The sequence below is a fragment of the Psychrobacter pygoscelis genome, from assembly GCF_004335015.1.
GTDB classification, from domain to species: domain Bacteria; phylum Pseudomonadota; class Gammaproteobacteria; order Pseudomonadales; family Moraxellaceae; genus Psychrobacter; species Psychrobacter pygoscelis.
Genome location: NZ_RQRU01000002.1, coordinates 547,856 through 570,795, shown reverse-complemented (window position 1 = coordinate 570,795; position 22,940 = coordinate 547,856). Strand labels below are relative to the sequence as shown.

Sequence of the window (22,940 nt, the reverse complement as noted above, 5' to 3'; positions counted from 1 at the left end):
TACATTTTCCATTATGCGCACCTCTATAGCTTAGCGTTGTGCGCGCATGGTACGGCAAAATATTGAATAAAAGGTATTAGAGAGTCGTCATAACTCAAAGAATCAAACTAGAGCTTACTAAGCAGAGATGACAGTTGCATTATCATCGTTGTTAATGATTCATCAGTGTGTCTATATCGGTAACCCAATATGCAAATACAGATGATAATAATCATTTAGCAAAATCATAAAAATAGTATAAAGGGTATTATGCTTTTTGCCCATTATGTATAAATATTATTCATAAATAATAGTCTGAATAGAAACATTATTTTATATGAATAAGAGAGCGTCAAACGTCGTTGCTGAAGACGACGTTATGGAGTCAGTACATCTAGCTTACAATAGAGCGTGAGGTAAAATGGGTAAAGCTGATTGCCTAGGCTGCCTGTAGTGACTGCCTTTAAAATGACAGACAGCAATAGGTAAACTGCTGAGATAAATGGCTGAAACAAGGAGCTGAAATGTGTGGCTAACCCCCCGTACATTGAGAATATGTCAACACAACAAAGCTGCCAAAGCCGTATCTCTAAAATGATATCATTGAAGTAATACGGTCAAAACACCACCACTGCAACAAAGTCATTTTATGTCACGACCCTCAGTCAAACAGCTTCTTATTAATGAAATATCGTTATTATTCACTGTCAAATCCAGCACTAGGCCGTGGTATCTTCCTTTACTGGCAGCGATTACCATAAGTGCGCCAATATTTTTTGGTGCTTTCTACGATCAGTTGGCAGTAGGGCTTCAGGCTTCGCTTGGCGCGATGGTTATCCTTAATTTACCCAATACAGGCAGCTTGCGCTATCGGCAGCTTATCTTATTTTATTGCGCCATTGCGATGAGCGTCTGTTTTGGCTTGGGGCTGCTGGCTCAAAATGTGCCTGTCTTAAGGTTGCCAATCTTCGCTATGATTACTTTTACGCTAGTCATATCAGGACGCTACTGGCGACTGCCGCCGCCAGCAGGCATGTTCATGATGATGGCGGCGGCCATTGCTTTATTCATTCCGATACCACTAGCGCAGATAGCCCACAATGTCGGTATTATTGCGGCAGGAAGCGGCTTTGCATGGCTAATGGCACTACTTTATAACCGAGTCTTGATTAAACTAAAGCGTCGTTCGGCTGCGCAAGAGGCTGAGATTAACTCCAGCTCTGACTATGGTTACGAGCCTGCACTGTGGACAGAAAGTATTATTGTTACCAGCGTCGTAACCGCTGCTTTAGCCATCGCCCTATACCTTGGGTTATCGTACCCTTACTGGGTCCCGGTAAGCTGCTTTATTATTATGCAAGGTATGCATCTACGTACGATCTGGATCAAGCAGCTGCACCGCTTATTAGGCACAGCGTTTGGGGTCTTTATCGCTTGGTTTTTGTTATCGTTGTCACTGTCGCCAATCGGGGTGGCGGCGGCTATATTTCTAATGATGTTTTGGATAGAGACGATGGTTGTTCGCCACTACGGTTTAGCAGTGCTCATTATCACGCCGCTGACGATATTTATCGCTGAGTTCGGTCGTGATCATGCTACAGCTGAGCTAAGTCAAGGATGGTGGGTGTATCAAGAGCTTATTCAAGCCCGCTTCTTTGATACCGCATTGGGCTGCTTGATAGCGCTAGCAGGTGGGCTGATAATGCATTCGCGAACCATCAGGCGGCCATTGGACGTCCTAGAGTCTAAGATGCTAGAGATCAACAAGCGGCGCTAGAATAGCAAGCTAATCGTAATGCAGTGCTTGCAGGGCTGCCTCAACATCGACGGCTTTATTTGTCCAACGCTCAAAGCTTAACGCTGCTTGACCGACCAGCATGCCAAAGCCCTCAGAGGTGACGCTACCAAGATCCGCGAAGTGCTGCAAGAATGGTAGCGATCGGCCATACATCATATCGTAAGCATAGTCGCAGCTTAGAGATGCTGGCAAAGGTAGCGTGGCGCCCGACAGCCCGATAGAGGTAGCATTAATGATGATATCAAAGTGACCGTCAAGCTCGTCAATGCCACTACTGTGTAGCTCAGCTTTGGCGAGAGTAGGGTCGGCACTTTGTAAGGCATCGATTAGGCTCTCAGCTTTATGAACGGTTCGATTGGCGATAGTGATGGTATTAACACCCGCCTCAATAATCGGTAAAATAACCCCTCGCGCTGCACCGCCTGCACCGATGAGAGCGACCTTGGCCGCCGCTAACGGCCAGTCAAGCGCTTGTAAGTGATTGACCAGACCCTGACCGTCCGTATTGTCCCCATATAGCTCACCGTCCTTGAGCAGCAGCGTATTCACCGCGCCGGCAACAGCGGCATGGGACGACAGTCTACCTCTATTGAGGCACAGCTGATAAGCAAGCTGCTTAAAAGGTACGGTGACGTTCGCACCGACACCGCCGCCATTAAAAAAGGCCTCGACCACCGCAGTGAAGCTATCACTATTGTCAGGACAAAGCTGCCTTGAATAGCGAATATCGATCCCCAACTGAGCGGCAAACTGTTGGTGAATTTCTGGAGATTTACTATGGGCAATGGGGTTGCCAATGACAATAAAATGTTGGGTCACAAGTTTATCCAAATCAGCTGCGCGCTAACACGGCAGTAAATAATTAAAAAGTTAAAATAACACGAATAAAAGAATAAATTAAGTCGCTACATTAAGCGCTAAGTGCGGCATTGAGATTCGGTAACACAATTTACTAAGCACCGTTGCTAAATGGCAACCTTAACACTGGTCAAGAACCAAGCAACTGGGTAAACTGTAGCTAATTTTCAACATTATAATAGCAAATATAACATCTCTTATTTTAACTGGTTACGACATGGGTCAATACTGTGGTAGCTGCTTTGCTATACAAGGCTCGCTGAGCTACCCAGCAGCATCATATTCTATTTTAAATCGGCGTCTCAAGTCAGAGCCACAAGATAGTCGAGAACCTTGATTAAATTGCTTACACTTGTCTATCAAATTGAAGGAAAATCATGAATAGTGAATCCAATGACAGTGCTATTGTTCGTCGAAACGGCCGTCATCAGTCTCGCCCAATTTTGCTAAAGTCAATAGTTAGCGCTTGCCTGATGATAGGTGCGGTGACATTGACGGCATGTAATAACAATGCCCAAGACCAAGCTGCTGCTAGCGATAAGGTAGCGAAAACAGAAGACGGTACGTCCTCTGACGCTAGTGACTCAACGGCACCAGATGAACAGGCCAATGCTAAGACTAGTGCTGGGACTGTCTCAGCTTCCAATGCGTCCATAACCAATGCCTCAAATGCTCCAGTTCGCTATAACGTTGCGGCGTGGAATAATGGCAGTGTCGATACTATCAATATCGATGATTTGGATAAGATTCAAGCGACCTTTGGTAAAGTGGTCAGCACTGATAAGAACAGTCTGGACTATGCCAGCAATCCTGCGACTAAGTATCGCTTTATGGCGGATGATGCCGCTTATTTAGATATCATCGACTCACAAAAGTATCTTGAGCTGGGCTGGTATTATGCCAATCCGGCAGACTCAGCGGGTGAAAAAGCCTCCAGTACGGCCCATGCCAAAAAAGCCTATAAGTTCGCTAGGCAAATAATGGGCGATGAAGGAGCGACCATCGTCGCAGATATGTTAGGCGGTCAAACCACCAGAAACAAAGTGGTAGGCGGACAAAAAGTGGAGCTGGCCAAGTGCGAGTTTTATAGCTGTATGTTGGTACTGGCGAAACCTTCTGCATAGCTCAAAAAGCAACAGGACTCTTTTTATGTGTCACGATAAGGTCGATGCCAGCTCGACTCTTTTTGGCAGCACTAATGCCTTATTACAGTCTGCTGCTGATGCTGGTTCTAGCAGTGCTGATGGTGCAAGCTCTGAAGCTAGCCTTAGGGTCGATGAAGGGGGCGTAGCGGCTGAGTCTGCAGCGGCAGATATGGCAAAGCTGCAAAGTCGGAACTATCGTCTGACAGTGACTAGCAACTCAACTGAGTCCTTTGTTGAGCCTTTAGCTAGCCCTTCAGCTAATAGGCAGGCTAGCGTCTCGACCGGCCTATCGCAATTACCGACTTTATCAAATCGCGGTCTCGCCTATGGTGATGGCTTCTTTACCACGATGCGCGTCGATAAAGGTCAAATTTGCTGGCAAGCCAAGCACCTTCAGCGTATCCGCACCCACGCTCAGGCTTTATCCTTAGCGCTCGATCATGCGCTACTGACTCAGTTGCAAGCTGTCTTAAGCGAGCACGCGCGTCAGCTGGGATTGGGGGTGATGAAATTAATCGTCACGCGAGTGCCGCAATCAATTCGTGGTTATGGCTTTACTGACTTAGAGACCGGCAGCGATTGTGAGTATTGGCTACAAGTCAGTCCTGATGCGCCTAACGTCTCTTCAAGTGTAATGACAGAGTCCGCCAGTTTGACCCTGCCCGATGCTACTGAGGTGCAGATGCAGATGCCTATTAAAGCCAGCTGCCTGACCTCAAAAATTGCTTGCCTGCCATCACTACTGGCAGGACTGAAAACCTTGAATCGCTTAGATAGCGTGATGGCCAGTGCAGAGCTTCAGCGCTGCAAGTCAGCATCGCCCCTTAACCCACCCACTGAAGGTCTAGTTAAGGATATGGGCGGCGACTGGGTTGAGGGGACGATGAGTAATGTGTTTTATCGGTTAAAAGATAGCCAACATGCTCATAAAGGCCATTGGTACACACCACCTATCACCCGCTCTGGAGTCGCTGGCGTCATGCGTAGTGTCATTATTGAGGGCTTTGCCGATTCAGAAAAGCCGGTCATTGAGCGTTACCTGACAGATAAGGACTTGCCGCATATCACCCAGATGTTCTTTTGCAATGCAGTCCGCGGGGTGATGCCAGTAGCGCAACTGGCATTAGATGAGAATATGCTATTAGGGCTGCTGCCTATCGACTCTGAGAGCTTAACCGCGGTTATTACATAGTTGTTGCAGCTAATTATTCTCAACGAGCTTTATTTAAAAGACGATTTAAATGCTGCTTAAAAAACTCCTTTCGATCTTTTTGTTGTAAGTCTTCATATCTACATCGACTAAGCTCTAAGAACGGCACCTCTTTATCAATTCCTATGAATCTTCTTTGTAAGATATTTGCAGCAATACCAGTAGTTGAAGACCCAGCAAAAGGGTCAAGTATTAAATCTCCCTTACGAGTCGAGGCTAGAATAATCTGCGCTAATAGAGCCAAAGGCTTTTGCGTCGGATGTTTGCCACAGCTTTTCTCCCACTGTGCAATCGCGGGTAGACGCCAAACATCTTTCATCTGTTTGTTACCATTAAGCTGTTTCATTAAATCGTAATCAAAATAATGAGGTACCTTAGGATATTTTCTTGCCCATATGATGAACTCAGTTGAATGAGTAAAAAAACGACAGGAAAAATTGGGCGGTGGGTTAGTTTTTTCCCAAGTGATGACATTTAGGATTTTGAAGCCCAGTTGAGGCAATATTCTACCTAAAGTAAATATATTATGATGCGTGCCACTTACCCATATTGTTGCGTTATCGGCCATTGTACTGCGTGCCCTTGCTAACCATTCGTAAGTAAAATTATAGGTTGCATCGTCGGTAGTAAACTTATCCCAACTGCCTTTATTGACTGATTGTACAATTCCATTTTTTACAGTCAAACCGTTATTCGATAGAAAATACGGTGGGTCAGCAAATATCATATTTATAGGTTCTTGAAGCTCATTCAATTTAGATAAGCAGTCACCTTGTTGCAAAATAAAATCGTTATTATTGCTCTCATAAAAATTACAAGGCATTTGTTATTCCAACATATCTGCTAAAAAATGTAGCAACGTCGGCAAGTCAAACGTCCCTTCGGAAAATCCATACTTCTCGCAATTATCTGGAATCAATACAGCTTGTCCTAATATTCTAGGATCTTCACTGATAATTCGTAGTGTGCTAACTAACTCATCCCTTACCATAGTTTGGCTCTGTGACTTAAAAGGTTCATCAGAATCGTGGAGGACAAGATCTATATTTATCGTAAAATTATTAATTTTTATCATATTAGTTGTTTTGTTATGACACTTATTGTATGTAGACTTATTGTATTCAAAATATAGTATATGTCAAATGGAAAATGAAATTTTACACGCTTTCGGAACACGCATAAGAAAGCTCAGAAAGCTTAGGAATTTAAGCCAAGAGCAATTAGCGGAATTGACAGGTTTTCACCGTACTTACATCAGTATGATAGAACGTGGTGAAAGAAATCCTGCCTTAGTAAATATTAAAATATTTGCAGATAAGTTTGAAATAAGCTTGTCGCAGTTATTTGATGAAAATTTATTTGAAACAGAGGTTAAAAGTGGCAAAGAAGAGAAATAAATTAGTGATGCCTTTTCTAAAATGGGTCGGTGGAAAGCGGCAACTAATAAATGAGATTGAGCCATTAATACCTACAAAAATATCTACCTACTATGAACCTTTTGTAGGTGGAGGTGCTGTATTTCTTAATAGACAGCCTAAAAAAGCTATTATTAATGATTATAATGCTGAGCTTATTAATGTATATGAGACTATCAGAGACAATGTGGAATTGCTAATTGAAGAGTTAAGTAAACATAAAAATGAAGCAGAGTACTTTTATAGTATAAGAGCGCTTGATAGACAAGAAGGGTTCGACGCTTTGTCTTCAGTAAAGCGTGCGTCTCGAGTAATTTATCTTAATAAAACCTGCTTTAATGGATTGTATAGAGTTAACAGTTCAGGAGAATTTAATACTCCATTTGGTCGTTATAAAAATCCTAATATAATTAATGAGACAGTTTTAAGAGCTGTGAGTAACTACTTAAATGAAAGTAATATAACTTTTATGAGTGGGGATTTTGAAGAGGCTTTGAAAGGTGCGCGTAAAGGCTCATTTGTTTATTTAGATCCACCGTATGATCCAGTTTCAAAAAGTTCAAATTATACTGGTTATACTGAAGGTGGGTTTGATAGAGAAGAGCAATTGAGGCTTAGAGAAGTTTGCAGAAGGTTAGATAGTAAAGGTATAAAATTCCTTTTATCGAACTCAGCTACCCCTTTTATTAAGGACTTATATCAAGATTACGAGATTATAGAGGTTGGAGCGAGCAGAAGTATAAATTCGGTTGCCAGCAAGCGTGGTGAGGTGTCTGAAGTTTTGGTTAGAAACTATGAGTAATAATAAAAATGATGTGGCTTGGAGAAAATTATTTGAAGAAGATAATCTCTTGGAGAAGCTAGAAATAGAAGATGAATTTATTATTTCGTCCGAAAGAATAAATCAACTTAGACAATCAAGGCTGATGACTAAGTTTGACTCTAGGAAAGACTTGCCTGAAATTTTTAGAGAGCTAGGATTATCTATTTTACCAGTTAGTAGAGGTACTTATAAGGTTGGTAGATTTAGTATGTTTCATAATTTTGAAGATTATGACACCCCTAAAAGAATAGATAAAATTGAAGAAGTAGAGTTTCCTCCCTATATAGAGACTATCGACCCCAATCTCATTACTAGTGAGTCTTCATCTGTGCTATGTGCAGATTTGTGCTCTATACTTAATAACTTCACTAAAGAAGAAGATCTTTTCAGTACTATAAGTGGTAGGATGGGTTCTGGTGAGTTCGACTTTCATATTAAGGGGAAGTCGAGAGTTTACGACTTCAATGTTAAAAATTCGCAAATAGAAATTGATGCAGGATATGAAGGCCTAAATAATATATATTTAATTGAAGCTAAAAATACTTTATCAAAAGATTTTATTATTAGGCAGATTTACTATCCATATAGAACATGGCTGAATAAGAGTTTAAATAAAGAGATAAAAAATTTATATCTAACATATTCAAATGGTATTTTTTATCTAAGAGAGTATGTGTTTGAAGATGAATATGATCCTTTATCTTTAAAGTTAATTAAATCTAAAAGATATTCTATTATTAACAAAGAGTTAACTTTAGATTATTTAAAGGAGATTTTACAATCAAATTTATCTCCTTTAAATAGCCAAGGTGCACCTTTCCCCCAAGCTGATGACTTTAATAAAGTTATCAATTTGTGTGAAGAGTTATTGAAGAAGCAATCAATCGATTATGACGATGAAGATTTATCCTACAGCATACCAGGGTTATATAAGAGTGAGATATCTGAAATTTATGACTTTACCTCACGACAAGCAGATTACTATGCAAATGCCGCAAGATACTTAGGTTTAGTATCCATAAATAAAAAATTTGTTACTTTAACAGAGCTCGGGCTGAAGGTAATGCAGCTTCCACTTACAGAGAAACAAATTGAGTTCGCTAAGCTTATACTTTCAAGTTCCCCCTTTGCCAAGACTTTTAAAGCCTATCTTGAAAATAACGGTAGTTTGTCATTAGTAACAGCTAAAGAAGTTGTAGCATCCTGTGAAATTGATAACTTAAACACAGATTCTAATACCTTTCCAAGAAGGTGTTTAACTGTAAAAAGTTGGATTGAGTGGATTATTACTCAAATAAAAGTAAGCTAGTTAGATACTGCTCTAAATAACTAAACCCCATTGAAAATCAGACGATTCAATGCTAGATTCTAGCAAACTTTTGCGCCGTGAGTTGCCATGACTGATTCAAATTCGAACAAACCCTCCTCTAACAATGACAGTGTCGATATCAGCAGCAACACGGATGCTAATATCGCTAAAGTAGAGACTGGCAAAGCCTCTATGACTGGCAGCAATGACACGGCTCGTTCAAACTCAAGTTCTCATTCCAATCCTAGTACTAGTCAAGGCGAGACAGTAACGCCGAGAAAAAAAGCAAAACCAGCGACAGACATCTCCCTTATTAGTGAGGGTAGGAGCACCAAAAAAACCAAAAAACGGTCATCCTCATTTTTTATGATGCGTGGCTATCAGATTCTGCTCGTATTGGCACTGATTGCAGCATTTTTGTTGGCTATGGTTTATCAGACCTTATTTGGACGTATAAATCAGCCTGAGCAGATGGTGACCATCGAAAAAGGGCAGACTTACTATGGCCTACTGCCAGACTGGCAACGGCAGATTCCGCTATTTTCATCGACCGTGGCCAAGGCTTATATTAAGTCACAAGGCTTAGACTCATTACATGCTGGCACCTACAAGCTACCGGCGAATCCGACCATTACCGAGACACTACATATCTTGCAGCAAGGGGCAAAGGTCGCGATGGTCAAAGTACAGATCATCGAAGGTAAGCGCGCATCTGATCTGTATCAGACGCTAAAAAGCACGCCAGGACTCAAGCTTGAGGTATTGGATCAGGTCACGACTGATACAGGGCAGGTGGATAATAGTGCCATTACCGAAGGATTAGAGCTTAGCGATATCCTACCAGAGGCGGTGCGTACCAGTGACAACCCTATCGTACAACAAAACCTTGAAGGTTGGTTTGCCCCTGAGACTTACTATTATGGCGAGGGTACGACAGATAAGCAGATATTGCTCGATCTGTATGAGCTTCAGCAAAAAGCGCTAGATGAGGCGTGGTCAAACCGCAGTCCAAACCTTCCTTACCAAAGCCCTTATGAAGCGCTCATCATGGCCTCCATTATTGAAAAAGAGACGAGCGTTGCAGACGAGCGCCCATTAGTGGCTGCTGTATTCGTCAATCGTCTGAATAAAGGTATGCGCCTACAGACGGACCCGACCATTATTTATGGTATGGGCAGCCGCTATGATGGTAATATTCGCCGTAGCGACATCAATGAAAAAACCGCCTATAATACCTATCAGATTAACGGTCTACCGCCGACACCGATTGCGCTACCTTCAGCGGCCTCTATAGAAGCCGCCTTGCACCCTGCGGATAGTGATGCGCTCTACTTCGTAGCAACAGGTAATGGTGGTCATAAATTCACCAAAACTTTGGCAGAGCACAACCGTGCAGTGCAAGAGTATCTGAAAGTCAGACGGCAGAATATGGCAGCGCAATAGGCGGTTTAACCAGCCATCACGCCTCATCGTCACGTCGGTAGGCGAGTGATGGTGATGGTTGGTAGTGCTAGCAGTGCGGCATTGACAGCGTCTGGTCTTGTGTCGTTATTTAGCCACTATTCAACTGATTTTAGACATTATTAATAGTTCGTAGTTAACCCGTATTCAGTCATTCATAGATAAGGTCGTACATGTCACAGCCAAGCCCAGTGCAATCAGGACGTTTTATTAGCTTTGAGGGCACTGAGGGCGTGGGGAAAACCACGGCTATTGAGCATCTTTGCGCCAACCTATCGGCAGCTGGTATTGACTACATTCGTACTCGGGAACCAGGTGGCAGTGACTTTGCAGAGCAGCTGCGAGCTTTGCTCTTAGATCCAGCAACTGTGATCGATGACGATACCGAGTTGCTACTGATGTTTGCAGCGCGCTGTGATCACTGGCATCAGCGGATACGGCCAGCCCTACAAGCAGGTAAGTGGGTCATCTGTGATCGCTTCGTCGACTCTACCATCGCTTATCAAGGCTTCGGCCGTGCTCAGGGAGATTCGGCTGTACTGGCTAAGATCGAAGGTTTGATTGCTGCTTTTATTCCTCAGCTACCTGAGCAGACTTTGTGGCTGGATTTACCGGTTGCTGAAGGCATGGCGCGCGCAGGAAAGCGCAGTTCGGCTGATAGGTTTGAGCAGGAGGCCATCGATTTCTTTACTCGAGTGCACGAGGGCTTTGCTTATTGCGCCGCAAAAGATTCTAAGCGTATTACTCGTATTGATGCCTCAGGCAGTCCTGAAGCGGTGGCCACCCGTATCTGGCAGACCTTAGCTTCTCAAACCTAGCTCGCCTCTCATACCTAGTTATCCTAATAGAGCTAGAAAACTATGGTTGGTGACAATAATAAACCCCAACCGCAAGGCTGGGGTCTATTTGTATGAGGGAGAGGAGACGACTAGGCTAATGGCTTATCAGTTATCATCTTTGCTGTCGACTTTATCTTGCTGAGCATCTGGTAGCCGTTTTGGATCCAGAGCGCCGGTGGCCGTTTTGGGCGGCTTTCCTGTGCCATTGCCAGTCGCCTTAGCTTTGGCTTTACCAGTTGCCTTACGATTTGCCGCTGCCTTTGAATTGGCATCAGTAGTACTGGTAGGGTCTGCCAGTTTTGACGAGTTTGCTTCTTTTACATTAGGCTCTACTTTTGCCGTGCTAGCAGAGTCATTGCCTGAGTTTTGCTTGGCTTTAGCTGCGACATTTAATGCATCGGCACTGTCGTTATTGCTACTCGTCCCTAGATTCTCTGCATTGGTGTAAGTCGAGCCGACGACGGCTTCGCTAACTAACTCTTTTTCTTTGCGTCTCTCTGGCGCTTTGCTCGCTGCATCAAAGTTAGCATTTGCTAAGGCACGGGCTTGCTCTTGCTTGGCTGTGACATCGACCTCTTTTGGTTGCACTCCATCATCCACTACCAAAGCGACTAAGCGGCGATCCCGTGGAATATCACCTTCAAATTTATCTGTGATGACGTTGAGTTTACCGTCTTTGTCTAGTGTATATAATGGGACGAATTGCTTGTTGTCCGCCTTATATTGCGCAAAGCTGTAGCTGTCCGTAATATTGGTAATCTTAATACGGGCTTTTTTGGAGAGCATGCTCGCAAGTTTGGTATAGGTGACGTCTTTACCGAATAGCCACTGAGAGTGGAAGTTTGACTGCTTATCTTCGCGCTCGCTTTTGACCTTTTCATCGCTGAATTTTAATCGGAAGATTTTTTGTTCACTGAATTCATGACGATAATGAATCTCAGAGAGGGTATTTAGCTCTTTGTCCATACTCATGGCGAATAAATGGCCGATACCGATAAGATCAAGGTGATGATCGGCGTGGTCTGAGACAGGGTTACCAAAGTAAGTACGCAGACCACTCATACGTGCCTTGGCAATGTTGGTGTAGTTATTATGAGCGACGACGACATCAAAGCCTTGCTCTTTGAGTGAGCCGGCGATGAGTAGAGCGACAGGATTGGAGCCGACGATCAAGATACCATTGGTAGCTGGCTCGCGCACACCGAGTAAGTTACCTACCAGCTTAGCGCCAAGACCTTGGATTAGTACTGTACCAATGATGACCATGAATACCAGCGGCACTAACAGCTCGACGCCTTGGATATCATACTCTTGCAGACGAATGGCAAATAGCGAGGAGATGGCAGCAGCCACAATACCGCGCGGACCAATCCAGCTGATCATTAGTTTTTCGCTGGTTTTGAGATTGGAGTTGATAGAAGAGGCCCACACCGCTAAAGGTCTGGCTATGAACATGACGATAGCGAGTAGTAGTAAGCCTGCGAACCCGACATTCATAAGGCTCAGCAGCTCAACTCGGGCAGCTAGGACAATAAACAAGACGGAGATTAATAAGACGGTCAGCGACTCATTAAACTCCAAGATTTGATCACGGGGGAAGCCTTTCCAGTTGGCTAATGCCACACCCATAACGGTAACTGCCAGTAGTCCCGATTCATGCTCTAGATGGTTAGATATAGAGAAAAGCAGCAGCACAAACGCTAGGGTAAAGACATTGTGCAGAAACTCTGGAATCATATGCCGCTTGATTAGATTGGCAAGCACAAATGCGCCAAACATCCCGATAATACTAGCGATAATGACAATCTCACCGAATAGTAGCAGGCCATTGGCCTTACCACCTGAGATGATATACTCATAGACCAAAACCACCGCGATAGCGCCGATAGGATCAATAATAATACCTTCCCACTTTAGGATATTAGAGATGGTTTTATTAGGTCGTACACTGCGCAGCAGCGGTACGATGACCGTTGGTCCCGTTACACAGACCAAGGAGCCAAAGAGTAGGGCAATGAGAGGGTCGACATCAAAGAGTAGGTAAGTCGATAGGGCCACGATAGCGATGGTAATCACCACGCCGATCGAGACGAGCATCTGCACCACCTGACCATGCTGCTTGATTTCATCGAATTCGAGCGTCAACGAGCCTTCAAATAAGATGATGGCCACGCCTAAGGAGATAAACGGGAACATCAGCTCACCGAGTACCAAATCTGGATCAAAGTAATTCAGGACAGGCCCGACAAGAATCCCGATAAGTAATAAAAATAAAATGGACGGTTGCTTTAAATACCAAGCCAACCACTGCGCTCCAATTCCCAGCGCTACTACGCCGGACAATAATAGGGCGGTATCCATAAAGTGATCCTTTTATAAACCGAATGAATCAAACTGTCTGAACCGTCACTCACCAACGATAGGATAAAGCGTGATGAAGGTACAAATATCAGCTTATTATTAAACGTTCGTTATATAGTCGATTCTAAATAAAATAGAGTCGTTGTATTATGCTGTGCAGCGGGTATAAATTTTTTAGCTTGCTGCGGTTACGCTGACAAAGGCTGCAAAATTCATCCCAATACCGCTGCATCGTTTTTATAATGAACTTACTTACTGTAACTGTATAGTTAAATTACCTTAAGCTGGGTGCAGAGTAACTGTAAAAGTGAGTCGCTTACAGCATAAGTAACTGAAAGCCTTTAGATCTTGATGTCGCATATTCATGCCCTATAGCACCAAAGGGTAAGTAAATTTGGGGCACAGTCGTCTCTAGCTGCATGGTTTAAGATAATCATGCACCGATTATTTCATGGCAGATTACTGGAGGAAGATGTGCAGATGGCTGAAAAAAAGCTATCACAAAAAAAGCTGTCGGTATCCTGTTGCAATAGAGCAAGATAATAGCGCAGCAAAAGGGCAACTCAATCGTAATTTTTATAAGTTTAAGATTACATGGGTTACGTGGGTATAAAATAACAATCAGCGATTTCTAAACCGCGCTAGAAGCATTGCAGCCATAAAATACTAGTATCTAAAAATCGCTTATGACCCAAGAGACCTAAAGTAACCTCACAAAAACATAGTCTTTTAAATCATATCGCTATGATTTTTAAAGTAAAAATCAAACCTATAGTGACATTAAGCAGCTACTATCATAGCATGAATTGCCAGTGGATGAGACGACCGCTAGCAGGACCGCTATTGTTGTAAATGACAAAAGCCTTAGGAGTTAACAAAAATACAAGGCTTATTTATAATGATTGAATAAAGTCATGGCATACTGATTGAGTCTGATGACTTATAAAAATAAAGAAATATCGTCTAGGGTATAACAGATTCATTTTTAATAAATTAAGCCAAACGATATTTAGCTTCTTATGGTAATAACAACCTTGCCTATTCATTTTTATAGTCGATTGCCTACGATTTTATCATTAGCCGCTCAAGCCCGATAGCGCAAGTTGGCACTATAGTGCGGGCAACACTGAAAAAGGGCGATAAAAGTCAGACTGTAGCAGGCTTATTCTAATTTTGCGTTAACAGTATCTAAAAAGGGGAAACTATGAGCGTTCATCCACGGGTTACTTTGATAGGTGCACGAAAGCTGCTTCGCGCCAGCTTATTAGTCGCTGTCACCAGCGCGGCCACTATAGTGCCGATGACCATTACCAGTACTGCACAGGCGGCAATCAGCACAGCCGATTTTTCGGATTTGGTGCAGCAAGTAACGCCAGGTGTGGCACGTGTCAATGTCACCAAGACGGTAAGCGAAGCTGAGCTGGCCAAGGCCCAAACGGCTGAGCTACTAAGGCAGTTTTTTGGTAATCGCCTCCGAATTCCCGAGCAGCAAGCAACGCCGGCAATTGAACACGCTTATGGCACCGCATTTTTTGTGACCTCTGATGGCTATATGCTGACCAATCATCATGTGGTGGCTGGAGCGGATAAGATTACGGTCACCTTAAATGATCGCCGTGAGCTTGATGCGACTCTAGTGGGAAGTGACGAGCGCTCTGATGTCGCCGTTCTCAAAGTTGCGGGCGCTGCATTTCCAGAGCTGCCCATTGGTGACTCAAAGGCCATCAAGGTAGGAGAGCCAGTGTTGGCTATAGGCTCTCCATTTGGTTTTGATTATTCAGCGTCTGCTGGCATTGTGAGTGCAAAATCGCGCAATTTTTCCCGCGACACGAGCGTACCCTTTATCCAAACGGACGTGGCCCTAAACCCAGGTAACTCTGGTGGCCCGTTGTTCAATCAACGTGGTGAAGTCATCGGTATCAACTCACGGATCTTTAGTGGCACGGGTGGCTATATGGGACTATCGTTCTCTATCCCTATTGATGCGGCCATGGATATCTACAATCAACTTAAGAGTACAGGTGAGGTGACACGGGCTTATTTGGGTGTCTACCCACAAGATATCGATCGTAATTTGGCCGAAGCCTATCAGCTTGATCGGCCACAAGGTGCGCTATTGACCCGCGTCTCCCCCGAGTCGCCAGCACAAAGAGCGGGGCTAAAGTCTGGTGATATTATCCTGCAATACAATGACAGCACGATAAAGCAAGCTGCCGACCTACTAAATATAATCAACCGCGCTAAACCAGGTGATTCATTTGAAGTTATAGTTCAGCGCGCTGGTGAGCGATTACAGGTATCCGGTAGCTTGAGCACAGCACCCAATGACGTGCAGGCACAAGGTCAAGATAAGACAGACAATGCGGTGCGCTTGGGTATTCGCCTGCGCGACTTAACGGCCAACGAGCAGTCAGAGCTGGCAGCCGTCGGCAAAACAGGCGTACTGATAACGGCCGTCGATCCTACAGGACTCGCTGCTCGCTCTGGACTGCAAGCCGGTGATTTAATTACCAACTTGCACAGAATGCCCATAGCCGATGTCGATGATTTTTCTAAAGCGTTATCCTCATTACCGAAACAAGGGGTAGTGACCATAGAGATCATTCGCCAAGGTATTCCGGCAATCATTGGTCTACGCATTGAGTAATGAGCGTTGACGATAGGGTAGGTCTTTAAGCTACTCTAAGTGATGTTCAGTCTACAAAAGGGGTATGGCAATTGTGGTTAAGCCCCTTTTTAGCTCCTTTAGACTTTTTGTGATTGTCGTGACTAGCATATTACCTTGTAGTTATGACCCTTCGCGCCCTATAATGACGTGTTTTTATACTAGTGATTCGCACCAAGGCCATCGTTGCCTTAAGGATGACTATTGCTAGGTTATTATTTTTGCTGTCAATAGGGTAAGTATGGTCCACCCCGTTCTTTACAACCTCTGCAGCATTGTCAGCGTGCTGATGATGACTTATGTGGTGCTGTGGTCACTATTACAGACATTCAATGCCAATCCTTTGCAGCGTTTTATGTGGGTTTGGGCGCAGCTTATCTTGTATTATGCGGCGTTTACCATGCCGTGGTGGGCACTCATGGCGCTTGCCACTGCTATAGGTGGAATGCTAGCGTGGTGGCTTGCACTGCTGCTGTGTTTGTGCGCCTTGGCGTATTTTTATTGCGGCGTAGTATTGCCAAGCCAACTGCAATGTCAAGAGCAAAGCATCGATCTGGGGCTTGAGCGCCCTATGCGTGTTGCCGTGCTGGCAAATTTAAAGGTCGGCATCTATAGTGGTAAGTCTCGGCATATCCAAAAGTGGGTGTCGACTTTAAATCGCTTGGAAGTCGATGCGGTCGTGATTACCGGTGATTGGCTATATCACCCCGGCGCTGACCTAGTTGGTCAGTTGATGCTATTTAAGAGCCTCAATAAGCCAGTGTATACGGTCATGAGTCGCACGGATCTGGTCTATCAGTCCTTGAATTTATCGATGCAGGGCAAGCCGCTACTTGAAGATACTTTAAGCACAGCTTTTGCAGCTTTGGACATTATTGATATCAGCCAGATATGCTTGCAGACGCCTACCGCTGTATTATGCGGCTGGCAAGACGATGAGGCCATCGCCTTAACCGCTACTCGTGACGCCGCCCCCGACTCCTTCAGTCGCTACCAGGATCAGTATTCAGAGAAGTCTAAAACAGCGACTTCTACTTTAAGTATCGACTCTGAGGCGCGAAATGCCAAGAGCCTTCAACAGCAGATAGTCCATGCAGACAAGCCGGTGATTATACTCGCTGCGCACTACAATCGCGTCTATGAGCTGCCAAAGACGCAGCCGAGGCCGTTAGTAATTGCCGGTGATGGACGCAGTGAGATTACTGGTAGTCACGTTAGCGTCAAGCCGCTCGCCAGTCGTCACCCTCTTTACTTGAGCCATCAAGGACTGCATCAGCATGAGTTGGCTCAGGTCTATGTCGCGCATGGAGTGGGCATGAGCCGTTGGCCGTTTCGTGTGACCAAGCCTACCATTGATATCTTAACGATTCGCTAGGGGCTTAATCGACGCTTATGATAAATCAATAAAGAGTGAACGATATCATCGAGATGTCGCAAGCTTGGGGTGCGGTACTTACAGCAGCAATATCTGCCGAAATCACCCGATATTTGCAAATTATGATACACTATTACTCCAAAAATCACGGTGATAAATGTTAATCTAGTCACCTTAATAATCGCATTATAAAAGATACTATTTACCAGTAAGGCCAAGGTTATGAGCACAGTATTCAACGACATCAAATCTCGACTTCAAGGCTCAATGGTGGCATTGGTTACTCCAATGCATCCTAATGGTGATGTCGATTATAAACGCTTGGCTGATCTCATCGATTGGCAGATTGAGCAAGGTACGCATTGCTTAGTCGCAGTTGGCACGACAGGCGAGTCAGCGACCTTGTCGATGCAAGAACACAGCGATTTGATCCGTTATTATGTCGATTATGTCGCTGGCCGTGTTCCGGTCATCGCTGGCACGGGCGCTAACAATACCGCAGAAGCTATTAAGCTGACGCGGGACGCCAAAGAGGCAGGTGCTGACTGTGCCTTATTAGTAGCCCCTTACTATAACAAGCCTCCGCAAGAGGGCTTGTATCAGCATTATCGAGCGATCGCTGAAGCTGTCGATATGCCGCAAATGCTCTATAACGTGCCTGGTCGGACGGTCGTAGATATCGCACAAGAGACGGTAGAGCGGTTGGCTGATATTGATAATATCGTCGCTATTAAGGATGCTACAGGGTCTACTGAGCGCGGCAAGGCACTTATTGCTGCCCTTGGCGATCGTATGGTGGTATTGTCAGGTGACGATGGCACTTCACTTGAGTTGATGAGCTTCGGCGGTAAAGGCAATATCTCTGTCACTGCCAATGTCGCGCCTAAAGCGATGAGTGAGACTTTTTCAGCAGCGCTAAAAGGGGATATGCAAGCGGCCAAATTGGCCCATGACCCTATCGCGCATTTGCACAAAGATTTGTTTGTCCAATCCAGCCCTATCCCTGTCAAATATGCGCTTAATAAGATGGGTAAAATAGACACAGGTATCCGTCTGCCTCTAGTGTGGCTTGAAGAGCAGTACCATAGCCAGATTGATGACGCATTAACAAAAGCTAGGCTGTTATAGACTAAAATTGACTGTAAGCTAGGTTAAGAATAATGCTTGTAGTGTTGTAAAGTGTTTTAGTCTTAAAAAGTCACTCGGCCCTTATCGGCAAGCGGTAGGTATTGGTCAAGCTATCTAAGATGTCTTAGCTAGACTGGCATAGCTTTAGTAGAGTGACTGATTTAAAATATTTTTGACATAAACTATGACGGATTATCCGACTGAATCCTTATCACTAGCATGATTGAGAGAAGATGCAATGAAGGCTACATTTACAATAGCAAGACCGCTGGCGACTATCCTAACGATTGCGCTGAGTAGCACTCTGGTGCTAACGGGCTGTCAGGCGACTAAGGGTTGGCTTGGCAAGCGCGATAATGGTAGCCTGACTTATCAAAAGAGCCAAAAGCTCGCCCCCTTAACGCTACCGGCTGATCAAAAGAGCGCTCCATTCGTGCCTTTATATCCAACGCCAAAGGTCGGGGCGAATACTTTGACACTGAGCAATGAGTCTGGCAAGCAGTATAAACTACCAGCTCCTGAGCGTGCCGTCGCTGTTCCTACAGCGACCGACGAGCAGTAAGCGGTTAGTAATATCGAACCTCTAGGAGGCTCATGTTGTGATGATAGTCACCATGACTAGGCAAATATCCTAAGCGGACGATATAGTAAGGGCTAAATAGCGGATAAAGAGACGCTGGTCAGACCACATCGTAACGCTATTAACCATTTAATTAACAACTATTTTAATTATTCACTGTCTCAGTTAGGAACAGTCTTAATTAATTAGTAACTAGTCTATCGACTATCCACTTTCGACGTGACACAAATAGGACCTGGGTGATGCAAAAACAACAACTGCTGTATAAAGGTAAAGCAAAGTCTGTCTATGAGACTGATGACAATGACTTTCTAATTTTACACTTTCGCGATGATACTTCAGCCTTTAATGGCGAACGGGTGGAGCAACTCGCGCGAAAGGGTCAAGTGAATAACCGCTTTAACGCCTTTATTATGCAAAAGCTGGCCGACGCTGGTGTTGAGACGCATTTTGAAAAGCAATTGTCTGAAAATGAGGTCTTGGTCAAGCGCCTAGAAATGATCCCCGTAGAGTGCGTCGTACGCAACTATGCGGCTGGCAGCCTAGTGCGCCGCCTTGGATTAGAAGAGGGGCAAGCCCTATCGCCATCTACTTTTGAGCTATTCTATAAAGATGATGCATTGGGCGATCCTATGGTTAATGAGTCGCTCAGTATCTCTCTTGGTTGGGCGACTAAAGAGCAGCTAGAGGAGATGCAGCGACTGACCTATAAAGTCAATGATGTCCTGACAGCCGTATTTGATCAAGGCGGTCTTATGCTGGTCGACTTCAAGCTAGAGTTTGGCGTTTATCATGGCCGCATTGTCTTAGGTGATGAGTTTTCACCAGACGGTTGCCGCATTTGGGATAAAGAGACCAAGAAGAAGCTGGACAAAGATCGCTTCCGCCAGTCTTTAGGTGACGTCATCGAGGCCTATGAAGAGGTCGCTCAGCGTATCGGCGTGCCACTAGACTAGCTGTAAAGCAGGCAAAAATAACGCCTGGTAAAGACCAAGGCTGCTATTAGCGGCTATCCCTATCTTTACGGCATCCCTAAAAACTGAGCTTAGTGCTCAGTTTTTTTGTATTTGGATTAAGGAAGAGACATAATCTTGGCTGACAAGTCGCTACAGATAATGAGTGAATAAGATGAGTAATGTCCTTGACGCGTCATGGTTTGCAAGACCGACATGTGTGGTAGCCGCTGACTTAGTGGGCAAGATACTGTGCCGACGTATACAAGATAGTGACGGCAGCATCAAAGAGCTGCGTATGCGCATTACTGAGACCGAGGCCTATATCGGCGCTCATGATCCGGCGTGTCATACCCATGCTGGCTCACGAACCAAGCGTACCGAGGTGATGTATAGTGAGGGCGGTGTCTTTTATATTTACCTCACTTATGGCATTCATCATATGCTTAATATGGTCACAGCGCAGGCAGAATCCGCTGAGGCAGTACTGATTCGAGCTGGGTTTCTACTTGAAGACAGTGATAACCTTGCTGAAGAGGAGAGCTTGCCACAGCATAAGCGACTGCGTCATATTCAGTCACTTGCGGGTCCTGGCAAGCTGACCCAGCAATTACAAATATCCCGTGCGCTTGATGCCGAGCCTATAACGCCCGAGTCTGGGCTATGGGTGGAGGAAGATGGCTGCACACCGCCCGTTCTGCTCAGACCGCGGATCGGTATTGACTATGCGGGCGATGCTAAGGATTGGCTACTACGCTATGTCTGGTCCGAACATCCAAGCTTATCCAAAAAATGATAGCTGGTTAAAATAAAGGCTAATAATATTAGTGATTACTATAGTTAGGAGATGATGATGTACAAGCTCACCGTATTTATCCCCAATGAGGCTATTGAGGCAGTTAAAGAGGCTCTATTTACCGCTGGCGCAGGTCAGATTGGTAATTACTCACACTGTTGTTGGCAGGTTCAGGGTAGTGGCCAATTTAAGCCCTTAGCCGGTAGTCAGCCGCATATTGGCAGCCAAGATGCTATTAGTCAGGTTAGCGAGTGGCGAGTAGAGATGGTCGTAGCAGCTGAGAGGATTCATAAGGTTATAGCAGCGCTAAAGCAGGCGCACCCTTATGAGACGCCTGCTTATGATGTTATCGCCGTAGAAGACTTTTAATACTGCGAAAACAGTTTATTAGGGTTAGTCTTCTTCAATGGTCAAGATATCTAGGCTTGGGTAGGCCAGTCTAATCTCATATTCTCTGTCACCGCGCTCGGTCTCAACCTCGAAGATAGGCTTTTGCTGATAGTCATCAGTATCGATGTCATCGACCTTATAGCCCATGGCTTCTAGCTTTTGTATCGCTCTGGCTTTTATGGTCTCAAAGTTTGGGTCAGAGAGCATCGACTTTTTAATTTTGTCTTCTTGATCGGGCTGGTTATCGTCTTGCCACAGCTGCGACCATGCTTTTTGTTTGGACTCTAGTAATTTAAGCTGGGGAAAGCTGTATTTAAATTCGTAGGCTTGACTGCCCTTTTTGGCGTAGACTTCAAGTGCTGGTTTATTATTATAGTCATCGGCTTTAATATTCATTACATGGTAGCCTTGGCGACGTAAGTCGGTACGAATGTGCTGTGCAATTCGGCCAAAGTCTTGGCTGCGATAGACTTGCTGCTCGATACTATCAGCTGCGGTAGCAGGCAGAGTCATGGCAGTACCCAGTAAGCCACTGATCAACGCTGCCGATAGCATAGACTTAGTAATAGGTTTCATAAAAGCTCCTAAAAATACAAAAAGAACGCCAAAATATAGGCGCTTTAAAACAATAATAAAGCTGAAGATTACCAAAAATAATCAATAACAAAGTATCAAGATAATGTACTAATTCAGCATCTTCTTAATAATAAGCTCTATTTATAAAGTGATGATTAACTGGGTAATATCATAGCCCTTGAAGGCCGTTAGGGCTGTTTACGATTGGTTCAATACCTGTAAAAAAATGCAAAACTGTTTGGTTTTATTGGCTCATTATCTAAGCAATGAGTAGAGTTTGTAGCACTATAGATAAGGTCTGTTACAGATAATATTACCTTATAACGTTATACACTACCGTAAGACTAAAAACGGCTGAAGCTTTTCTGACCCGTAAAAAACGAAACTACCTAAGGACTACGCAGCGCTTATTCCAGTCATTCGATATGAGTGTTAAGGTACTGCCTCTAATAGGGCGGCACTTACCAATGGAGATAATATGCCAATCAAGCTAATTATGTTTTCGGGGTTTGCCGGTGCGACCGTCTTTATTGGTGGTCTGCTTGCCAATAGCTTTGACCATCATGTCGAGGATAGCCCCCTAAAAAGACAAATTATCCATACTTTAATGTCGTTCGGCGCAGGTATTATCTTATCGGCAGTAGCGTTAGTACTTATTCCTAAGGGCTTAGAAGAGTTATCGCTATTTGCGGTGGCTTCCTCCTTTTTCTTAGGGGCACTGATCTTCATGCTCATTGATCAGCGTCTGGCAAAATCAGGCGGTCAGCAGGCGACCTTACTGGCGATGATGATGGACTTTATTCCGGAGTCGCTTGCGCTCGGTGCGGTATTTGCCATTGAGCCGGACATGGCCACGCTACTAGCGATATTTATCGGTCTACAAAACTTACCAGAAGCCTTTAATTCTTTTCGCGATTTAGTTAGGAGTGGCATTAGTGTCAGTAAGACGCTAGTAGTATTCTTCTTTTTTAGTTTTTTTGGAGTTATTGCTGCCTTAATAGGGCATTACTTTTTACGGGAGCATACCGACTTAACCGCGCATTTGATGACGTTTGCTAGTGGAGGTATCTTATATTTGCTAATCCAAGACATCATCCCTGAAAGTAAGATGCAAAATAACTATATTATATCGCTCGGTGCTTCATTGGGGTTCTTAGTAGGTATCATTGGCGAAAAAATGATTTAGCTATCCGTAGAGTTTATTTGTGGCCGCTAAAGCCGCTAAATGAACCTTACTAAAAGAGGTCACATGCTATGTGACCTCTTGGTGGTAGTGAGT

Annotated in this window: 20 protein-coding genes; 16 read left to right on the top strand and 4 right to left on the bottom strand. The window is 44.4% G+C overall.

The features are described from left to right. The first annotated feature begins 628 nt into the window (after positions 1–628). On the top strand, positions 629–1,756 hold the full coding sequence (locus tag EGV92_RS07115) for an FUSC family protein (RefSeq protein ID WP_131668522.1): 1,128 nt from the start codon (positions 629–631) through the stop codon (positions 1,754–1,756). A gap of 9 nt (positions 1,757–1,765) precedes the next feature. On the opposite strand, the gene aroE is transcribed toward EGV92_RS07115, so the two are convergent. Then, positions 1,766–2,596 carry a shikimate dehydrogenase gene (gene aroE, locus EGV92_RS07110; protein ID WP_131668521.1) on the bottom strand — a complete coding sequence of 277 codons (831 nt, stop codon included), beginning with the start codon at positions 2,594–2,596 and terminating at the stop codon, positions 1,766–1,768. 416 nt (positions 2,597–3,012) lie between these two features. On the opposite strand from aroE, the gene EGV92_RS07105 reads away from it, so the two are divergent. Continuing rightward, complete coding sequence (locus tag EGV92_RS07105; protein ID WP_242678645.1) at positions 3,013–3,759, top strand: hypothetical protein; 747 nt, start codon at positions 3,013–3,015, stop codon at positions 3,757–3,759. Positions 3,760–3,784: 25 nt separating this feature from the next. After that, positions 3,785–4,972 carry an aminotransferase class IV gene (locus EGV92_RS07100; RefSeq protein WP_242678644.1) on the top strand — a complete coding sequence of 396 codons (1,188 nt, stop codon included), beginning with the start codon at positions 3,785–3,787 and terminating at the stop codon, positions 4,970–4,972. 19 nt (positions 4,973–4,991) lie between these two features. On the opposite strand, the gene EGV92_RS07095 is transcribed toward EGV92_RS07100, so the two are convergent. Beyond that, positions 4,992–5,813 carry a DNA-methyltransferase gene (locus EGV92_RS07095; RefSeq protein WP_131668520.1) on the bottom strand — a complete coding sequence of 274 codons (822 nt, stop codon included), beginning with the start codon at positions 5,811–5,813 and terminating at the stop codon, positions 4,992–4,994. A 319-nt stretch (positions 5,814–6,132) separates the two neighbouring features. Here EGV92_RS07095 and EGV92_RS07090 point away from each other — a divergent pair, with 319 nt between their 5' ends. The 5 genes from EGV92_RS07090 to tmk all read left to right on the top strand — a co-directional run bounded on the left by EGV92_RS07090 (position 6,133) and on the right by tmk (position 10,816). Next, positions 6,133–6,387, top strand: coding sequence for a helix-turn-helix domain-containing protein (locus EGV92_RS07090; protein ID WP_131668519.1), 255 nt, complete (start codon positions 6,133–6,135; stop codon positions 6,385–6,387). Beyond that, on the top strand, positions 6,368–7,207 hold the full coding sequence (locus EGV92_RS07085; RefSeq protein ID WP_207401751.1) for a DNA adenine methylase: 840 nt from the start codon (positions 6,368–6,370) through the stop codon (positions 7,205–7,207). Before EGV92_RS07090 ends, EGV92_RS07085 begins: the two co-directional genes overlap by 20 nt. After that, entirely contained in the window at positions 7,200–8,537 is a 1,338-nt protein-coding gene (locus EGV92_RS07080) for a type II restriction enzyme (RefSeq protein WP_131668517.1), read from the top strand. The genes EGV92_RS07085 and EGV92_RS07080 overlap by 8 nt, the downstream gene beginning before the upstream one ends. An 87-nt stretch (positions 8,538–8,624) precedes the next feature. Continuing rightward, a complete protein-coding gene (mltG, locus tag EGV92_RS07075; RefSeq protein ID WP_242678643.1) occupies positions 8,625–9,980 on the top strand; it encodes an endolytic transglycosylase MltG in 1,356 nt (451 codons plus the stop codon). A 191-nt stretch (positions 9,981–10,171) separates the two neighbouring features. Next, a complete protein-coding gene (gene tmk / locus EGV92_RS07070) occupies positions 10,172–10,816 on the top strand; it encodes a dTMP kinase (RefSeq protein ID WP_131668516.1) in 645 nt (214 codons plus the stop codon). Between the two features lie 126 nt (positions 10,817–10,942). On the opposite strand, the gene EGV92_RS07065 is transcribed toward tmk, so the two are convergent. Then, positions 10,943–13,198 (bottom strand): cation:proton antiporter, encoded by a 2,256-nt coding sequence (locus EGV92_RS07065; protein WP_131668515.1) that lies wholly within the window; start codon positions 13,196–13,198, stop codon positions 10,943–10,945. A gap of 1,204 nt (positions 13,199–14,402) precedes the next feature. Between EGV92_RS07065 and EGV92_RS07060 the strand changes: the two genes are divergently transcribed. The 7 genes from EGV92_RS07060 to EGV92_RS07030 all read left to right on the top strand — a co-directional run bounded on the left by EGV92_RS07060 (position 14,403) and on the right by EGV92_RS07030 (position 21,064). Beyond that, the gene (locus EGV92_RS07060; protein ID WP_131668514.1) at positions 14,403–15,845 is read left to right on the top strand and encodes a Do family serine endopeptidase; all 1,443 of its coding nucleotides are present in this window, start codon (positions 14,403–14,405) and stop codon (positions 15,843–15,845) included. Between the two features lie 259 nt (positions 15,846–16,104). Continuing rightward, positions 16,105–17,238: a metallophosphoesterase family protein gene (locus EGV92_RS07055; protein ID WP_131668513.1), complete on the top strand. Its 1,134-nt coding sequence runs from the start codon at positions 16,105–16,107 to the stop codon at positions 17,236–17,238. Between the two features lie 222 nt (positions 17,239–17,460). Then, complete coding sequence (gene dapA / locus EGV92_RS07050) at positions 17,461–18,366, top strand: 4-hydroxy-tetrahydrodipicolinate synthase (RefSeq protein WP_131668512.1); 906 nt, start codon at positions 17,461–17,463, stop codon at positions 18,364–18,366. Between the two features lie 238 nt (positions 18,367–18,604). Further along, a complete protein-coding gene (locus EGV92_RS07045; protein ID WP_131668511.1) occupies positions 18,605–18,928 on the top strand; it encodes a hypothetical protein in 324 nt (107 codons plus the stop codon). A 260-nt stretch (positions 18,929–19,188) separates the two neighbouring features. Continuing rightward, positions 19,189–19,902: a phosphoribosylaminoimidazolesuccinocarboxamide synthase gene (purC, locus tag EGV92_RS07040; protein ID WP_131668510.1), complete on the top strand. Its 714-nt coding sequence runs from the start codon at positions 19,189–19,191 to the stop codon at positions 19,900–19,902. A gap of 172 nt (positions 19,903–20,074) precedes the next feature. Further along, entirely contained in the window at positions 20,075–20,695 is a 621-nt protein-coding gene (locus EGV92_RS07035) for a DNA-3-methyladenine glycosylase (RefSeq protein ID WP_131668509.1), read from the top strand. Between the two features lie 57 nt (positions 20,696–20,752). Then, positions 20,753–21,064, top strand: a complete 312-nt coding sequence (locus EGV92_RS07030) for a YqfO family protein (RefSeq protein WP_131668508.1) — start codon at positions 20,753–20,755, stop codon at positions 21,062–21,064. Between the two features lie 24 nt (positions 21,065–21,088). On the opposite strand, the gene EGV92_RS07025 is transcribed toward EGV92_RS07030, so the two are convergent. Then, entirely contained in the window at positions 21,089–21,661 is a 573-nt protein-coding gene (locus EGV92_RS07025; RefSeq protein ID WP_131668507.1) for a PepSY domain-containing protein, read from the bottom strand. A 478-nt stretch (positions 21,662–22,139) separates the two neighbouring features. Between EGV92_RS07025 and EGV92_RS07020 the strand changes: the two genes are divergently transcribed. Then, positions 22,140–22,847 (top strand): ZIP family metal transporter, encoded by a 708-nt coding sequence (locus EGV92_RS07020; protein WP_131668506.1) that lies wholly within the window; start codon positions 22,140–22,142, stop codon positions 22,845–22,847. Positions 22,848–22,940: the final 93 nt, after the last annotated feature.